Below are 15,273 nucleotides of genomic sequence, written 5' to 3' on the forward strand. Positions count from 1 at the left end.
TAAAGTGCGTACTTTTATAACTATCTGTCCTACCCTATAATCAGAGTATGCACCACACCATAACTATTAATATTCCTAAGAGGAGGAGAATGCATGGAATTACAACTAGCATTGGATTTAGTTAACATTCCGGAAGCAAAAAAAATAGTAGAGGAGGTACAGGATCATATTGACATCGTAGAAATAGGTACACCAGTTGTTAAAATTGAAGGATTAAAGGCTGTAAAAGAAATCAAAGAAGCTTTTCCTCATTTACAAGTACTGGCAGACACAAAAACAATGGATGCTGCAGGTTACGAGGTACTGAAAGCCTCTGAAGCAGGAGCGGATATCGTCACTATTCTAGGTGTTGCTGAAGATGTATCGATCAAAGGTGCTGTAGAGGAAGCGAAAAAACAAGGGAAGAAAATTCTCGTAGATTTAATCGCCGTAAAGGATATTAAAAAGAGAGCCAAGGAGCTGGACGCTTTTGGTGTAGACTATATCTGTGTACACACTGGCTATGATTTACAAGCTGAAGGTAAAAACTCCTTTAAGGATCTTGAAACGATCAAAAAGGTCGTAAAAAATGCCAAAACAGCTATTGCAGGTGGCATTAAATTGGAAACGATACCAGAAGTGTTGAAGTCAAAACCGGACCTTGTTATCGTTGGTGGCGGTATTGCAAATAAAGAGGATAAAAAGAGAGCAGCTGCTGAAATTCAGAGTTTAATAAAACAAGAAGCGACCGTTTAAAATAGCCTTCTTTGTTGTTATCTTGATTAGTTAGTCAATTCTGCAACAAATTAACAGATTATTTTCAAAGGTAAATTAATTTGAATATTATTTATGCAGGCGATAACAAAACGAGATATAGGAGTGGATAAAATGAGTGAAAGAACAGCAGCACAAACAACATATAATTATTTAAGCCAAAAACCAGGTGTACAATTAATTAAAGCAGGAACATACCAGCCAAAACCATTAACAAATAAGAGTCAGATTATTGATGTTCCTATCAGCTCAAATCAAAACCAAGTTCAACTTGGGTATTTCAATATGCAGCCTGGCGAGGAATTTGAATTCCTTTATGAGTTTTTAGAAATAAAAACAGTTATTGAAGGAAAGATTGTTGTTCGTGATGAACAAGGTAAAAAGTATGTTGCAGAAGAGGGAGACGTCTTTATTTTCACACCTACATCAAAAGTTATATTTGATGCCGAAAGTGATGGAAAAGCAATTTACACCGCACATCGCCCGCCTGAAGACTCTATGTTGTAATTGAAATCGTGATTTAACTCCTAAATTATCTATAATTTGGATGGTTTATTGAGAATGTCGATTTAACAATTTAAAGAAAATTAGAAAATGGATTCGCTCATCGCTTTATGATGATCGAAGCCATTTTTTGTTATAAAAGGCCTTCTCAAACATTCCCCCTTGTATTTCTTTATTAATTAGCAAAACTATTGAACAAGCAGATAGTCTCTTTATTCACAATCTATCAGTATATATTTATACACTATATGAAATAAAAGTGCGTACTTTTATTATTGAATGTTCTAATCTATAATCGCCGTAAGCACTATAACATATCTAATATACTTACTGAAAAGGAGGAGAGTCCATGGAATTACAATTAGCATTGGATTTAGTTGATATCGAAGGAGCAAAGGAAATAGTTTCCGAGGTACAGGATCATATTGATATTGTAGAAATTGGTACTCCAGTTGTTAAAATTGAGGGATTAAGAGCTGTTAAAGAAATTAAAGAAGCTTTTCCTCAACTACAAGTACTCGCAGACACAAAAACAATGGATGCTGCAGGTTACGAGGTATTGAAGGCATCTGAAGCTGGTGCGGATATCGTAACTATTTTAGGGGTAGCTGAAGACGTATCTATTAAAGGTGCTGTAGAGGAAGCGAAAAAACAAGGAAAGAAAATTCTTGTAGATTTGATAGCGGTAAAGAATATTAAAAAGAGAGCCAAGGAGCTAGATGATTTTGGTGTTGACTATATCTGTGTGCACACTGGCTATGACTTGCAGGCTGAAGGTAAGAACTCCTTTAAAGATCTTGAAACGATTAAAAAGGTTGTAAAGAATGCCAAAACAGCTATTGCAGGCGGAATTAAATTGGAAACGTTACCAGAAGTGTTGAAGTCAAAACCTGATCTTGTTATTGTTGGAGGCGGTATAGCCAACCAAGAAAACAAAAGGGATGCAGCAGCTAAGATAAAAGACTTAATGAAACAAAAAACACATGCATAAATACTGCTTAGTTGAATACAAGCTTTTTTTACAATTAATTAACTGACTATTTTTATAATGGATAAAAATCAAAATAAATGGAGTGAAGAAAATGAGTAACCGTACTGCTACTAAAGATAATTACACTTATTTAAGTCAAAAACCTGGTTTACAATTAATTGAAGATGGATCTTATGAAAAGAAAGAATTAAATGCAGAACTAGGTATCCCTGAGGTAAGAAGCCAAATCATTGAGGCACCCCTTACTACTAATAATGATGCGTTGACACTAGGATTCTTTTCCATGCAAAAAGCTGACAAAGGTTTTGACTACTACTATGATTACTTGGAAGTGAAAACAGTAGTACGTGGGAAATTTGTTGTAAGTGATGAGCAAGGAAATAGTTTTGTTGCAACTGAAGGAGATGTTGTAATAATCAATCCTGGTACACGTGTGTTCTTCTCTGAAGAGTCTGATGGTGATGCTGTATTTTTAGCACATAGACTACCAGAGCCATCGCTTAATTGGTAATGCGAGTGTCTAGCATATATAATTCCAGAACCACCGCTTAATTTATCCTCTCCCGATTTATGGATTGGATACTTTATAGGAGAGTGTATTGAATAAAATTAGTGAGAAAAACTTTTAATAGCCTTATAAAGTAATCTATTACTTTTATGAGGCTATCCTCTTTTATGGATGTGATAGGGATATACTATTTGAAACTATAGCCATAAACGTACAATTTGTTATGTCTATATTCATAGTATTTAAAATGTTAGTATATTTTTGTATACTATTTGAAGTTAAAGTGCGTACTTTTATTACTGAGGGTTCTAACTTATACTTGAAGTAAGTATCAAATCCTATTTAATTTAGGAAATGGAGAGTTCATGGAATTACAACTAGCCTAGGATTTAGTTAACATTCCGGAAGCAAATAATAGTAAAGGAGGTACAGAATCATATTGACATCATAGAAATAGAAACTGCTTTAAAAAACTGGGAACGATTAAAAAGGTTAATAATGCCAGAACAGTATTGCAGGTATTGTTAAAATGGAAACGCTGTCATAATCGTTGAGGTGAGAATCAGTTCTTGCTATTGTTGTCGGGTATTGCAAACAAAGAAGATAAAAAAAGAGCAGCTGCTGCAATTAAGTATTTAATGAAGCAAGAAACGCATCCATAAATAATGTTTCTCAGCTGATCAGTTAAATATTTGTTTTTTTAACATTATTTTACAGATTATTTTGAATTTGCGGAACCTAGATAACCCTCATTAGACATTTTAAATTAAAACCATGTACACATCACTTCGAATACTTGATGATGTAATCAATGTACTAAACAACAAAAAAATCTGTGAGTAAGGATTTTAAAGTGTTAAATGCTTATTCATATCTAATATATTCCGAAATTTCAGTTATAGGATTTGGATAAATATATTTTGAGAGGTTTTTACCAACTACTATATAAAAGGAGAGAAAAAGATATGCATACTATATACGAGATGGGCTATAAAGATTATGAATTCGAATTGGATGGTCAAGCGTCTTCACTAGAAGAGATATTTCCAAACTTTAATGCGGATGATCGTATTGGTGTGGTAACACTGACACCTGGTGGAACAATGGGGGCAAATGCCTTAATTATGTCAGCGCTAACTCGGTTTTACGACTTTTACCGTGAAGAGTTAGGAGATGAAGCAGGCAAGCTGCGCATATATCCCGATTATTTCGTTTTTCATGTAGGAAAGCTTCAAATGAATCATACGATGGTAGACATTTGGCCACCGCACAAAGATGTTATTGTGGAAGTAGACGATCCAGAACAAATATTAGAAGCTATTAATGACCGTGGTATAACTCGTTTGGTAGTAGAGGATATTCCCGCCACTACTCCAACATTCTTAAGAGAGACTGTAAGTAGTGCAAAACGCCGTATTGTTAGCGCCTTAGCATATTCTCCAAGTGGACGTGTTGAGAATGCTGACGTTACTATAAAAAGCTGCCCTAGTGCAGAGAAAAACCTTATTGCTACATTGGGTATGACAGAAGAAATATCTGATGAATATAGAGAACTGTTAAAAAGGAAGAGACAATCCCTTGTTAAAGCTGACCGTATAGTTGAAACATATCGACGAATTCAGCCTTCTAGTGCAGTTAAGATGCTAACGACGTCTACTAAAGTGAGTGATATTACAAGAAGTTATATGAAAACTTTAGGGAATAAAGATCATCTATTTACGTCTTCTTGGTGAACTAGAGCTTAGAGCTGAAATAAACAATTCTAATCATAGCACTACAGGTTGATGATTACGTTTTTAATTATGAACTGTTAATAGGCAAAATGATGTTATAGCGTGCATTGAAACGATAGTAAATACAAGATGCCATTCGTGTATTTTAGTAATAGATTCAATTTAACTCCCAACCATATGATAACGATTCCGTATAAGTGGGAGATGTAACAAAGGCAAATGGCGAGAAAACAATAAAAAACATGGCTGGAGGATTCTTATATGGAAACAGACAAACAAGAACTGAGAGAAGAGATGAAAGATGATCATTCATTGGAAAAAGTGCCAATTGCCAAAAGGAATATGGGATGGTTAAGTATAACAAATATAGCTTTTGGTATTGCAACTGCAATATTCTATTTTCAAATGGGAAGTGTAATGGCGCTTCAATTTGGTGCTATAAATGCATTAATATCAGCTGTTTATGCGGTTGTAGTGGCTGGTATTATGGCCTCAGTAATTGCCTACTTATCTGCTAAAACCGGTATGAATGTGAATTTACTATCCAGATCCGGATTTGGCTTTATTGGGGCATCACTGACATCCTTAATTTATGCATCGAATTGGATTATGTATTGTGCATTTGAAGGGATTATTATGGTGTATGCAGTTAATGCATTTTTTCCATCCATACCTAAATGGACATTGATGATATTCTTCGGCTTAGTTGTTATTCCGCTTAACTGGTTTGGTATTAAACAATTGGATAAGATTCAAAAATGGTCATTACCTATATTCGGGATTTTTTTAGCCGCGGCTCTTGTCGTTTCTTTTAATACACCTTCACTTCATGAGGGGAGTGTCTGGACCTATATGCCTGAAGGTGTTCAAGTTGGCGGGACAGCCCTGCTGCTTTGTATAGGTATGCAAAATGGTATATTAGGTCTCATGACAATGCTTGCATCGGATTATGCGAGATTTCTAAAAAAGGAAGACAGGAAAGTTGGTTCGATTGCAATAGGGTTTGTACCACAGATTGTTTGTTTTGGGATTATGGGGCTTTTAGGTATATGGTTCGGTGTTCGAATGTTAGAGCCAAATCCTGGTGTCTATTTAGTACATCTTATTGCCTTTGGGGGCGTGATATTTACTATCGTAACCCAAATAAGAATTAATGTTACTAATTTATACAGTGGTTCTTTATCTTTAGCAAACTTCTTTGAGAACATCTTTAACTTTAAACCAGGCAGACCGTTTTGGGTTGTCGTTACAGGATTTATTTCAATCGGCCTAATGCTAGGTGGGATTTTAGATCATTTAACCGCTGCGTTAACCTTTCAGGGTGTGGTTCTTCTATCCTGGGCAGCTATATTAATTGCAGATGCATTAGTCGTCAAAAAACTATTGAAAATCGGCCCTAAATTCTATGAGCACAGGCAAAAAAACTTGTACCGCTGGAATCCGGTTGGCGTTGTATCTTTATCCATATCAACCATCTTAGGAACTATTGCAGCTTTCGGATATGTAGGTGAATTTTTACAAAACACAGCAGCATTCTTTGCAATGATACTAGCATTTGTGCTTACCGTTATTGTGGCAAGTGTCACAAAAGGAAAATACTATATTAAAGAAGAGACCGGTGATATTCCAGCTGAAGAATATATTGCATAAGGTTGACTGGCTTATAGAAAGTGTTTGTTTATCCCTGTAAGTCTCATTTCAGCGCTTTTCACAACTAAAATTTATACTGTATTAAGCTTAAACACCTGTTAAATGTCAATAAAAGCATCTCTTTTTTGGAGGGAAATGGTTATTATACCATACCAAAAAAGAGATGTTTTTTATAAGAAATAGAAAATATTTTTGCATGGTTTCATTCATTTTAATTGTTATTGATCTTACAGTATATTTTTACACACTATATGAAATAAAAGTGCGTACTTTTATTTCGGAATGTTCTGGCTTATAATGGGCGTAAGATTCATATTATAATCAATCAATCTATTAAAGGAGTGGAGAGTTCATGGAATTACAATTAGCATTGGATTTAGTTGATATCGCAGGAGCAAAGGAAATAGTTGCAGAGGTACAGGATCATATTGATATTGTAGAAATTGGTACTCCTGTTGTTAAAATTGAAGGGTTAAGAGCTGTTAAAGAAATTAAAGAAGCTTTTCCTCAATTACAAGTACTCGCAGACACAAAAACAATGGATGCTGCAGGTTATGAGGTATTGAAGGCATCCGAAGCTGGTGCGGATATCGTAACTATTTTAGGGGTAGCTGAAGACGTATCTATTAAAGGTGCTGTTGAGGAAGCGAAAAAACAAGGAAAGAAAATTCTTGTAGATTTGATCGCGGTAAAAGATATTAAAAAGAGAGCTAAAGAATTAGACGAATTTGGTGTAGACTATATCTGTGTACACACTGGCTATGACTTGCAGGCTGAAGGTAAAAACTCATTTAAAGATCTTGAAACAATTAAAAGTGTAGTAAAGAATGCCAAAACAGCTATTGCGGGCGGAATTAAGTTAGAGACGCTTCCAGAAGTACTTAAATCACAACCAGACCTTGTTATCGTTGGTGGCGGTATTGCAAACCAAGAAGATAAAAAAGGTGCAGCAGCGAAGATAAAAGACCTAATGAAACAAGAAACAACAGCTTAATTGCCTGCATCTGCATTATGCTTATTCGTAGGTCAATATAAATAAAATATATAAGTTATAATTGAGAGTAAGTATTTTATAGAGGGTATATATGCTTTATAAAATACTTACTCATACTTTTATTGTGCTGGAATTTTATTTAATATGAAAGGATGCTCAACACTTTAGTACTATATATTGATTTGACATGTTGAGTTGAAGCGAAAGGAGTGTTTTGCCATGATTAAAATTGCACCCTCCATTTTATCTGCAGACTTTGCTCGCCTTGGAGAAGAAATAAAGGATGTTGAAAAAGGCGGAGCAGATTACATCCATATTGACGTAATGGACGGTCACTTTGTACCAAACATAACAATTGGCCCGCTAATTGTTGAAGCGGTCAGACCTGTCACCACCCTACCTCTGGATGTTCATTTAATGATAGAAAACCCTGACCAATACATTGAGGCATTTGCTAAGGCAGGGGCTGATATCTTAACAGTTCATGCTGAGGCTTGTACTCACCTGCACAGAACTATTCAGCAAATTAAATCTGAAGGCATGAAAGCTGGAGTAGTATTAAATCCGCATACACCAATCTCAGTATTAAAGCATGTAATAGAAGATATTGACCTTGTACTGCTTATGACTGTAAATCCAGGTTTTGGCGGTCAATCTTTTATTTCTTCTGTTTTGCCGAAAATAAAAGAGGTTGCAGTCCTTGTAGATGAAAAGAAATTACAAGTTGAAATTGAAGTAGATGGCGGAGTAAATCCAGAAACAGCAGCTCTTTGTATTGAGGCCGGGGCTAATGTTCTTGTTGCAGGTTCAGCAATTTATAATCAAAAAGATCGGGCAAGAGCGATTAAGGACATTCGGAACGAACATTTAATCACTAACTAGTTAAATAATCGTGTGGTTTTGAAATTTAGTATCTCAATAAAACATCTCTTTTGGTATAGCAGTTATTACAACTAAGCCAAAGAAAGGGGTGTTTTTTTGGTGTATTCAAAACGAAAGCGTTAATTGGCCAAAGCTTCCAATCCGTTCTGAGATCTTTCTAAGTAACGCTTCAATTATATATATCAATAATTTGACAGTGTATTTTTATATACTATATGAAATAAAAGTGCGTACTTTTATTTCGGAATGTTCTGGCTTATAATGAGTGTAAGAATTATATAATAATTAATCAAACTAATTAAAGGAGTGGAGAGTTCATGGAATTACAATTAGCATTGGATTTAGTTGATATCGCAGGAGCAAAGGAAATAGTTGCAGAGGTACAGGATCATATTGATATTGTAGAAATTGGTACTCCTGTTGTTAAAATTGAAGGATTAAGAGCTGTTAAAGAAATTAAAGAAGCTTTTCCTCAATTACAAGTACTCGCAGACACAAAAACAATGGATGCTGCAGGTTACGAGGTATTGAAGGCATCTGAAGCTGGTGCGGATATCGTAACTATTTTAGGGGTAGCTGAAGACGTATCTATTAAAGGTGCTGTTGAGGAAGCGAAAAAACAAGGAAAGAAAATTCTTGTAGATTTGATCGCGGTAAAAGACATTAAAAAGAGAGCTAAAGAATTAGACGAATTTGGTGTAGACTATATCTGTGTACACACTGGCTATGACTTGCAGGCTGAAGGTAAAAACTCCTTTAAAGATCTTGAAACAATTAAAAGTGTAGTAAAGAATGCCAAAACAGCTATTGCAGGCGGAATTAAGTTAGAGACGCTTCCAGAAGTACTTAAATCACAACCAGACCTTGTTATCGTTGGTGGCGGTATTGCAAACCAAGAAGATAAAAAGGGTGCAGCTGCTGAAATTCAGAATTTAATGAAACAAGCAACACTTGCATAAGGAGGATTCATATGACTACGCAAACTAGCACATTCCTAAGTGAGATTTTAAAAGAATTAAATACCGCAACTGAATTAATATCTGAAACAGAAGCTCAAGATTTAATGAATAGTATCCTTGAATCGAAGAAAGTTTTTGTAGCTGGAGCTGGCCGTTCAGGATTAATGGCTAGATCATTTGCAATGCGTATGATGCACATGGGGCTGGACGCCTATGTTGTAGGTGAAGTAGCTACACCTGGGATAGATGAGAACGACATATTAATTCTTTCATCTGGTTCAGGGGGAACTAAAACATTAATTTCTATGGCTGAAAAGGCTAAAAGTATAGGTGCAAAAGTAGCGCTTGTTACAATTTCACCTGAATCTCCTATTGGTGAATTAAGTGATCTAACTGTAAAGATACCTGCCAAACCAAAAGAAGCTGGTGCAGACAGCGGTCATAAATCGATACAACCAATGGGATCACTATTTGAGCAAAGTCTACTATTATTCTACGATGCTTTAGTACTCCGAATGATGGATAAAAAAGAACAAGACGGAGAAACGATGTTTGGTAAACATGCGAATCTGGAATAAAAGTTTTGCAATCGTATTTACCATGCATTAACCGAATGTAATATCCCCCACCCAAGAGATGAGAAAACTCATAATGTAGGTGGGGGGATAAACAACAACCCGTAAATTCCTGATTCTGTTCGGGTCTCTCTTGTGGTTCTAACATTTAGTGAGGGGAAGCAAGGTAAACCCATACTGAAAGAAGTTTCACTTTACTCTATTATAAGTATTATATAGAAAGTGAATGGTAAAGAGATGAAATTATGGAGTTATTGTCCAAAATGTTGTTTACTACAGAGTAAAAGTAATAAATTATGTTATTGTAAAAAATGTAATTTAGCTTTAAACGAAATTTTAATCGATGTGCAAAATAAAACGATTATCGTATAAAAAACAGAGCTGTTTCACCATACTCTATCAATCCTGTAAAATATGCTCTGTCGCAGGGTAAAAAAGTTTAAAGCCCAATTTCACAAAAATTGGGCTTATTTAAATAAATTTAAGTGTGTAAACAACTTCTTTAAAGATTATACTGGGATATTTGACTGGTAATGAGGATAAGCACGATTGCTATAGCAACCGCAACATATGGTAAAATACCTGCCCTTTTCTTAAATCCTTTCTCTTCATACTCGTTTTGCATTGGTTCAGGAAATCTACCTTTATCTCTAAAGAAATGCCTGTACCCAAACAAAGGAATAGCTATTAACGCAACTAGTAATCCTGATATAAGCGTGCCTTTCCCCCAAACGAGTGCGCCCAGACCGAGGAAAGTAACATTTACAAAAGCTAATACAACATTAATTGATAAAAGCCAAGTTGGTATTTTAAGCGGTCTTGCCCAGTTTGGACGATCTAGTCTGTGAATCCACCCTGCATTTAAATTGAAAAAGTTAAATATAATATAATTTACATTTGAAATAGCAAGGATAAATGTGTAGTCTGATAGCGAAAGCAAAATAACATTGAATCCTAAATTTGTCCACATAGCCCCAGTAGGTGCCCCATTACGATTAACCCGGGATATGAACTTTGGAAACCATCCATCAACAGACCCCTGATATATTGTACGGGACGATCCGCCCATAGATGTCATAATAGATAAAACTGTCGAAAGAATTAATAGCAGAACAAGAATCGTTTCTATTAGAAGACCGCCGCCTACCATCATGGCCATTGCTGAACCTACTCCCATACCACTTTCAATACCGGGATCTAGTAGACCATTCGGTCCGAAAAAGTTTTGAAAGGAAAAAGGAACAAGTGTGAACACTAGTAAACATAATAATCCAGAAAATATGATCGCTTTATAGGTGTCCTTTTTGGGGTTTTTAAATTCACTCGTATAACAGATAGCGGTTTCAAAAGCATACGTAGACCAAGCTGCTAAAAATAATCCTCCAAATAGTAATGTCCAACCCGCTGAATCCCAAGAAACTCCTGTTGGAAGACTAGGGGTTATATTTTCTATATTAATTCCTTGGGTAATTAGTGGTACAATCCCTACAATAAGTAACGGAATCAGAGCTACTACTGCAAGTATTCTTTGAATACGCGCAGCATTCACGGCACCCATATTTTGGATTAAGAAAACTGCTGCAAGAAAAGCAAGAGCTAGAACGAAGCTAAAATCAAAACGAACTGTAAGATCTGGGCGTATAAAACCTAAATTTAGCAGTGTGACACCCCAAGTAGTAATAGCTGCATTAGGAAAAAAGGTTGTTAATACGAAACCTGAAGCTAGTTTCGTTCCTAGAGCTAATACAGGAGTCCAAGCTATCCAGTTGCTCCATATAGACATTGCAGATAAAAACTTTGAATATTTCACCCATGCCATAGCACCATATACAGATGCTCCACCAGACTTTTTAGGATAAAGACCTGCAATTTCAGCGTATACAAAAGACTGAATAAACCCAATGGAAATGGATAATGTCCAAACCAGCCACGATAGACCACCTACAGTTGCTGCAATGGCCCCAATTGAAAATAAAACTAAGGCTGGTACCCCTGTCGCAAACCAAAAAGCATCCTTCCACGTCATTTCTTTTTTTAATCCGCCTGTAATGCCTTCATCTTTCGGGCTTGTACTTTCCACTACTGATTCTTTTAATAGTTCACTCACAAGCAATCGTAACCTCCTTGGTATTTAAACATTAAAGAATTAATTTAAAGATATTAAGAACTTCTTCAAGGTGACAGTTAAGTTTATGCTAAATCTTGCTTTGCGAAAGAACTTCAGTTCCGAAAATCAGTTGTAAGAGAGCGCATCGATAATATAATCTGTACAGAATTATCGATGCGCTCTGCTAGCTACCAGTTCCCGAAAAAGAAAGTCTCTAATATACAGTGGTTTATCTTTTTTGTTGTACATGCTATAAGTCTAAAACAATACTGCCATTCTTTGTTTTTGCTCGTGATACACATGTGCAAATAACACTTTCTTCTTGTTTTTCCTTATCTGTAAGGAAGAGATCTCTGTGATCAACTTCACCTTCCAATACGTCAACTAGGCAACTTCCGCATCCGCCGACTTTACAAGAATATGGGGCATCAATGCCATGTTTCAATAAAATATCAAGCATGGATTCTCCCTCTGGTATTTCTATTGTTTTATTGCTTCTATTTAGCTTAACTTGGAAAGGTTCCATTGGCCCAAAATCCGGTTGGGCAAAAAGCTCAAAATGAATATTTGAATCAGGGTATCCATATGATTTTGCTGCTTCTGCATATTCATTTATCATTTTTTCAGGGCCGCAAAAGTAAACATGGGTACCGATTGGTTGATTGTCCATTAAATCAGTATTCATCCTATTTCCTTGCTCTGAAAAATAAAATCTAGTTTCATCGGGATAATATGAATTTAAGAAAGACTGGAAAGCACATAAATCATTTGAACGTGCAGCATAATGCAATTCAAATGATTTTCCTTTCCTTTTCAAATCTGCTGCCATGGCGATAAAAGGAGTTATCCCAATACCAGCAGCAATTAGAATATGATGTTTGGCACCAAAACTTAGTGAAAAATGATTTTTAGGGTAGCTGATTTTCAGCTGATCTCCTTCTTTTACACGTTCATGCCAGCAAACAGAGCCACCTTTTGATTCATCACTTCGGCGAATAGCAATCTGGTAGTAACCTGATTCGTTCGGATCATTTATTAAGGAATAGCTATTTTCAAATAAATCCTGATCGACCTGTACATATGTCTTAACGTGAGAGCCTGCACCACAGCGTAATAGTCTAGAGGTTTCAGCAGGCTTTAATTTAAAACTTTTAACTTGTGGGGATTCCTTTTTAATCTCTTCGACAACAACATCGATTGTATTTGCTGACATCTTATTTTCCGCCTCCTACACCCACTGGTGCTTCTTGAAGTTGAACATAGCCAAGATAAGCGCCAAGTCTTTTAGAATAATGATCAGAAACTTCCAGCAAGGCATCACAATGTACACACTTCATTTCTTCTATTTCTTCTTCTGTTTCATTTGTATTAAACGAATAGCACTGGATACACATTATTTTTTCTTTTTTTACTCCCAAACCTTTGAACTGTATTTCGTCATCTGTAAATCCAGTACCATGAGCTATGTTTTTTACATCATTAATCATAGACCAGGAACCGGCAATATAAAGCCTTGTACCAATTACTTGTTTATTAAAAATAGACTGCAATTCACGCTCACCTAAATAAGGCAGTAAGGTAATGCTATCATTGACCTTACGCTGCAGATAATTGAATAAATTACCTTGTTCTTGTCCTTTAACATAGACGTTAGCTTCTATCTTATTGATAGAAAGAAAGTCAATAATTACTAAACTCTCAAAGAGGGCCAAATCTTCAATTAGTAATAACATTTTCTTACAATTATCCGGGATATTAAATTGAGAATATTCGGAAATAACTAATTCAAAAAGATTACCATCAAAGTTAAAAAGGCTCGCTTCGTTTATAGATGAAGTATTAAAATAGAGTCGGTAAACCCCTTTTTTATTTGTCTGAATGACATAGGTTGGAAGGTTAACTATCGTTTCATTCCATTTAACTTGATCCGAATAATTAATTAAGTTAGGGATAGAGCCCTCGACTAATTCCACTTCAACAACATGCCCTTGATTGAGTGTTTCCTGTTTAATAAGTTTACATTTAACTGTACGCATTTACCTTCTTCCTTTCTTACCTTTATTTAATTGAGGAAGATTCTTCTATTCTCTGTTCCAAGTATTTTAAAATTGTATCTCTAAAAGAAATAAAACCTTTGTATTCTGCTAAATCATTTGGCAGTTCCTTTATTACATTATAAGTTCTATGCATCCACAGATTATTTTTAATCAACTCTTCAAATGGAATTAGGTGCGTGTGGATACTAAATAAAATACCATTGCTAAGTGGAAGGCGAAACAATCCTTGAGTCTCCACTCTTAAATGAACTATTTGACCAGCGTTATCAACAGTAATTTGATTTTTTCTTGACCCCCAAGAACCATATGTTTCTGGTGAAGTAGTAAGATTACGATCAACTGTTATTGTCCAGTTATCTCTCATCCAAGGTTGATCAGCTTCCATTCTTAGGAGGAAATCGCGAATTTTCTCTACTAAACCAGTAGTAGTTAAAGCATCTGGGGTAGGATTGTGAATATCGACGAATTCCATACCTAGATCAAATGCAACTGACCAATCAGCTGGGAAACATAACTGTCCAGCGTCCAAATAAAGCTGACCATCTCTTTGTCCAAGATAAATTAAATCTTCCTGAACATGTCGTCCAATAAAATCCAATGGTTCGTAGGGTAAACTAGAAAGATCGCCAAAAGTAAAGCTTTGTTCTTCTCCTAGCAAATGGTTTTGGAATATCCAGTTGTTATTTTCCTTTTTCAGACTAAAATAGTTTGGATGAACGGATACTAATTCGTTCATAAGCATTTCCAATATTTCCCACTGTGCTTCGATACTATGTGGCAAAGAATTGAAAGTTTGTTCCTTTTTTGTATCTAGCAATTCTCGTTTTAACTTAATTTCTTCAACATATTCAGGAGTAATCTCGATTGCATGAGGTGGATCTAGTTTCCTGGAATTGTTAGAATAACGATAAATATCTTCATTAAATGGGAATGGAAAACGATCTAATAAAGGCTTGTTTGAAATAGTTGCACTTTGTAAAACCATTATGTTATTCCTCCTTAATAAAATACTCAAATTCAGATAACAGTCTGCTAACAAAATTTAAAAGGAATCTAGTTTTCCTTTTGTTCATTCATTTTAATTCTTTACTTTATTGCAAATTAAGATTGATCGATGAGTCGCATAGATAACGCTTACATTAATCTCTGCATTATAAATGACAGTTGTAGTGGGTGCGAACACACAGGCAATCATTTCTTGTTTTTAACAAATTCTTTTTAATTTCTGATTTGGCAATACAAGGTGGTCTTAAGAACCATATGATTACGTTTACAAATTTAACTTGTTTCCAAATGCAGTTTCCTTATTCTATAACTTTTGTACCATATTTATAAACTTAATTAGCTCATTTTCACCGCTCCTTTCATCATTGTTTGAATTGATTATACTTTATTATAAATCAGATTATTGAGTTAATAAAGTACGCACTTTAAATTCATATAGTATAAAATAACTCATTAATATACATAGTTTTATTTCACTGATGCCATTAGAGACTGCGATTTTTATAATATATTTGGAAAAAGTGTATCAACGGAAACTTGTCAGATAGTATTAAT

General features: G+C 35.2%; 14 protein-coding genes. 10 read left to right on the forward strand and 4 right to left on the reverse strand.

Annotation, left to right across the window (positions count from 1 at the left end; all coding sequences use genetic code 11):
• Positions 1–93: 93 nt before the first annotated feature.
• The 10 genes from hxlA (NSQ77_RS11685) (at position 94) to hxlB (ending at position 9,552) form a co-directional block, all read left to right on the forward strand.
• Positions 94–735 (forward strand): 3-hexulose-6-phosphate synthase, encoded by a 642-nt coding sequence (gene hxlA, locus NSQ77_RS11685; protein WP_339226163.1) that lies wholly within the window; start codon positions 94–96, stop codon positions 733–735.
• A gap of 132 nt (positions 736–867) precedes the next feature.
• Positions 868–1,260, forward strand: a complete 393-nt coding sequence (locus NSQ77_RS11690) for a cupin domain-containing protein (protein ID WP_339226164.1) — start codon at positions 868–870, stop codon at positions 1,258–1,260.
• Positions 1,261–1,606: 346 nt separating this feature from the next.
• Entirely contained in the window at positions 1,607–2,248 is a 642-nt protein-coding gene (gene hxlA, locus NSQ77_RS11695; protein WP_339226165.1) for a 3-hexulose-6-phosphate synthase, read from the forward strand.
• A 91-nt stretch (positions 2,249–2,339) separates the two neighbouring features.
• Entirely contained in the window at positions 2,340–2,759 is a 420-nt protein-coding gene (locus tag NSQ77_RS11700; protein ID WP_339226166.1) for a hypothetical protein, read from the forward strand.
• Positions 2,760–3,721: 962 nt separating this feature from the next.
• Positions 3,722–4,489 (forward strand): hypothetical protein, encoded by a 768-nt coding sequence (locus NSQ77_RS11705; protein WP_339226167.1) that lies wholly within the window; start codon positions 3,722–3,724, stop codon positions 4,487–4,489.
• 261 nt (positions 4,490–4,750) lie between these two features.
• Positions 4,751–6,139 carry a cytosine permease gene (locus NSQ77_RS11710; RefSeq protein WP_339226168.1) on the forward strand — a complete coding sequence of 463 codons (1,389 nt, stop codon included), beginning with the start codon at positions 4,751–4,753 and terminating at the stop codon, positions 6,137–6,139.
• Between the two features lie 352 nt (positions 6,140–6,491).
• Entirely contained in the window at positions 6,492–7,133 is a 642-nt protein-coding gene (gene hxlA, locus NSQ77_RS11715; RefSeq protein WP_339226169.1) for a 3-hexulose-6-phosphate synthase, read from the forward strand.
• Positions 7,134–7,352: 219 nt separating this feature from the next.
• The gene (rpe, locus tag NSQ77_RS11720) at positions 7,353–8,015 is read left to right on the forward strand and encodes a ribulose-phosphate 3-epimerase (RefSeq protein ID WP_339226170.1); all 663 of its coding nucleotides are present in this window, start codon (positions 7,353–7,355) and stop codon (positions 8,013–8,015) included.
• A 317-nt stretch (positions 8,016–8,332) separates the two neighbouring features.
• Positions 8,333–8,974, forward strand: a complete 642-nt coding sequence (gene hxlA, locus NSQ77_RS11725) for a 3-hexulose-6-phosphate synthase (protein WP_339226171.1) — start codon at positions 8,333–8,335, stop codon at positions 8,972–8,974.
• Positions 8,975–8,985: 11 nt separating this feature from the next.
• The gene (gene hxlB / locus NSQ77_RS11730; protein WP_339226172.1) at positions 8,986–9,552 is read left to right on the forward strand and encodes a 6-phospho-3-hexuloisomerase; all 567 of its coding nucleotides are present in this window, start codon (positions 8,986–8,988) and stop codon (positions 9,550–9,552) included.
• Between the two features lie 499 nt (positions 9,553–10,051).
• On the opposite strand, the gene NSQ77_RS11735 is transcribed toward hxlB, so the two are convergent.
• The 4 genes from NSQ77_RS11735 to NSQ77_RS11750 all read right to left on the reverse strand — a co-directional run bounded on the left by NSQ77_RS11735 (position 10,052) and on the right by NSQ77_RS11750 (position 14,698).
• Positions 10,052–11,656: an APC family permease gene (locus tag NSQ77_RS11735; RefSeq protein ID WP_339226173.1), complete on the reverse strand. Its 1,605-nt coding sequence runs from the start codon at positions 11,654–11,656 to the stop codon at positions 10,052–10,054.
• A 250-nt stretch (positions 11,657–11,906) separates the two neighbouring features.
• A complete protein-coding gene (locus tag NSQ77_RS11740) occupies positions 11,907–12,869 on the reverse strand; it encodes a PDR/VanB family oxidoreductase (RefSeq protein WP_339226174.1) in 963 nt (320 codons plus the stop codon).
• 1 nt (position 12,870) lies between these two features.
• Positions 12,871–13,692, reverse strand: a complete 822-nt coding sequence (locus NSQ77_RS11745; RefSeq protein ID WP_339226175.1) for a dimethylamine monooxygenase subunit DmmA family protein — start codon at positions 13,690–13,692, stop codon at positions 12,871–12,873.
• A 22-nt stretch (positions 13,693–13,714) separates the two neighbouring features.
• Positions 13,715–14,698 carry a DUF3445 domain-containing protein gene (locus NSQ77_RS11750; protein ID WP_339226177.1) on the reverse strand — a complete coding sequence of 328 codons (984 nt, stop codon included), beginning with the start codon at positions 14,696–14,698 and terminating at the stop codon, positions 13,715–13,717.
• Between the last annotated feature and the right edge of the window lie 575 nt (positions 14,699–15,273).

The sequence above is a fragment of the Oceanobacillus sp. FSL K6-2867 genome (genome assembly GCF_037963145.1).
Classification (GTDB): domain Bacteria; phylum Bacillota; class Bacilli; order Bacillales; family Amphibacillaceae; genus Oceanobacillus.

What these genes read in the sequence shown, in the direction of transcription:
- NSQ77_RS11700 (WP_339226166.1), top strand. Translation starts at nt 2,340, where the DNA reads ATGAGTAACCGTACTGCTACTAAAGATAATTACACTTATTTAAGTCAA.
- hxlA (WP_339226171.1), top strand. Translation starts at nt 8,333, where the DNA reads ATGGAATTACAATTAGCATTGGATTTAGTTGATATCGCAGGAGCAAAG.
- NSQ77_RS11705 (WP_339226167.1), top strand. Translation starts at nt 3,722, where the DNA reads ATGCATACTATATACGAGATGGGCTATAAAGATTATGAATTCGAATTG.
- NSQ77_RS11710 (WP_339226168.1), top strand. Translation starts at nt 4,751, where the DNA reads ATGGAAACAGACAAACAAGAACTGAGAGAAGAGATGAAAGATGATCAT.
- NSQ77_RS11740 (WP_339226174.1), bottom strand. Translation starts at nt 12,869, where the DNA reads ATGTCAGCAAATACAATCGATGTTGTTGTCGAAGAGATTAAAAAGGAA.
- NSQ77_RS11745 (WP_339226175.1), bottom strand. Translation starts at nt 13,692, where the DNA reads ATGCGTACAGTTAAATGTAAACTTATTAAACAGGAAACACTCAATCAA.
- hxlA (WP_339226169.1), top strand. Translation starts at nt 6,492, where the DNA reads ATGGAATTACAATTAGCATTGGATTTAGTTGATATCGCAGGAGCAAAG.
- NSQ77_RS11750 (WP_339226177.1), bottom strand. Translation starts at nt 14,698, where the DNA reads ATGGTTTTACAAAGTGCAACTATTTCAAACAAGCCTTTATTAGATCGT.
- hxlB (WP_339226172.1), top strand. Translation starts at nt 8,986, where the DNA reads ATGACTACGCAAACTAGCACATTCCTAAGTGAGATTTTAAAAGAATTA.
- hxlA (WP_339226163.1), top strand. Translation starts at nt 94, where the DNA reads ATGGAATTACAACTAGCATTGGATTTAGTTAACATTCCGGAAGCAAAA.
- hxlA (WP_339226165.1), top strand. Translation starts at nt 1,607, where the DNA reads ATGGAATTACAATTAGCATTGGATTTAGTTGATATCGAAGGAGCAAAG.
- NSQ77_RS11690 (WP_339226164.1), top strand. Translation starts at nt 868, where the DNA reads ATGAGTGAAAGAACAGCAGCACAAACAACATATAATTATTTAAGCCAA.
- rpe (WP_339226170.1), top strand. Translation starts at nt 7,353, where the DNA reads ATGATTAAAATTGCACCCTCCATTTTATCTGCAGACTTTGCTCGCCTT.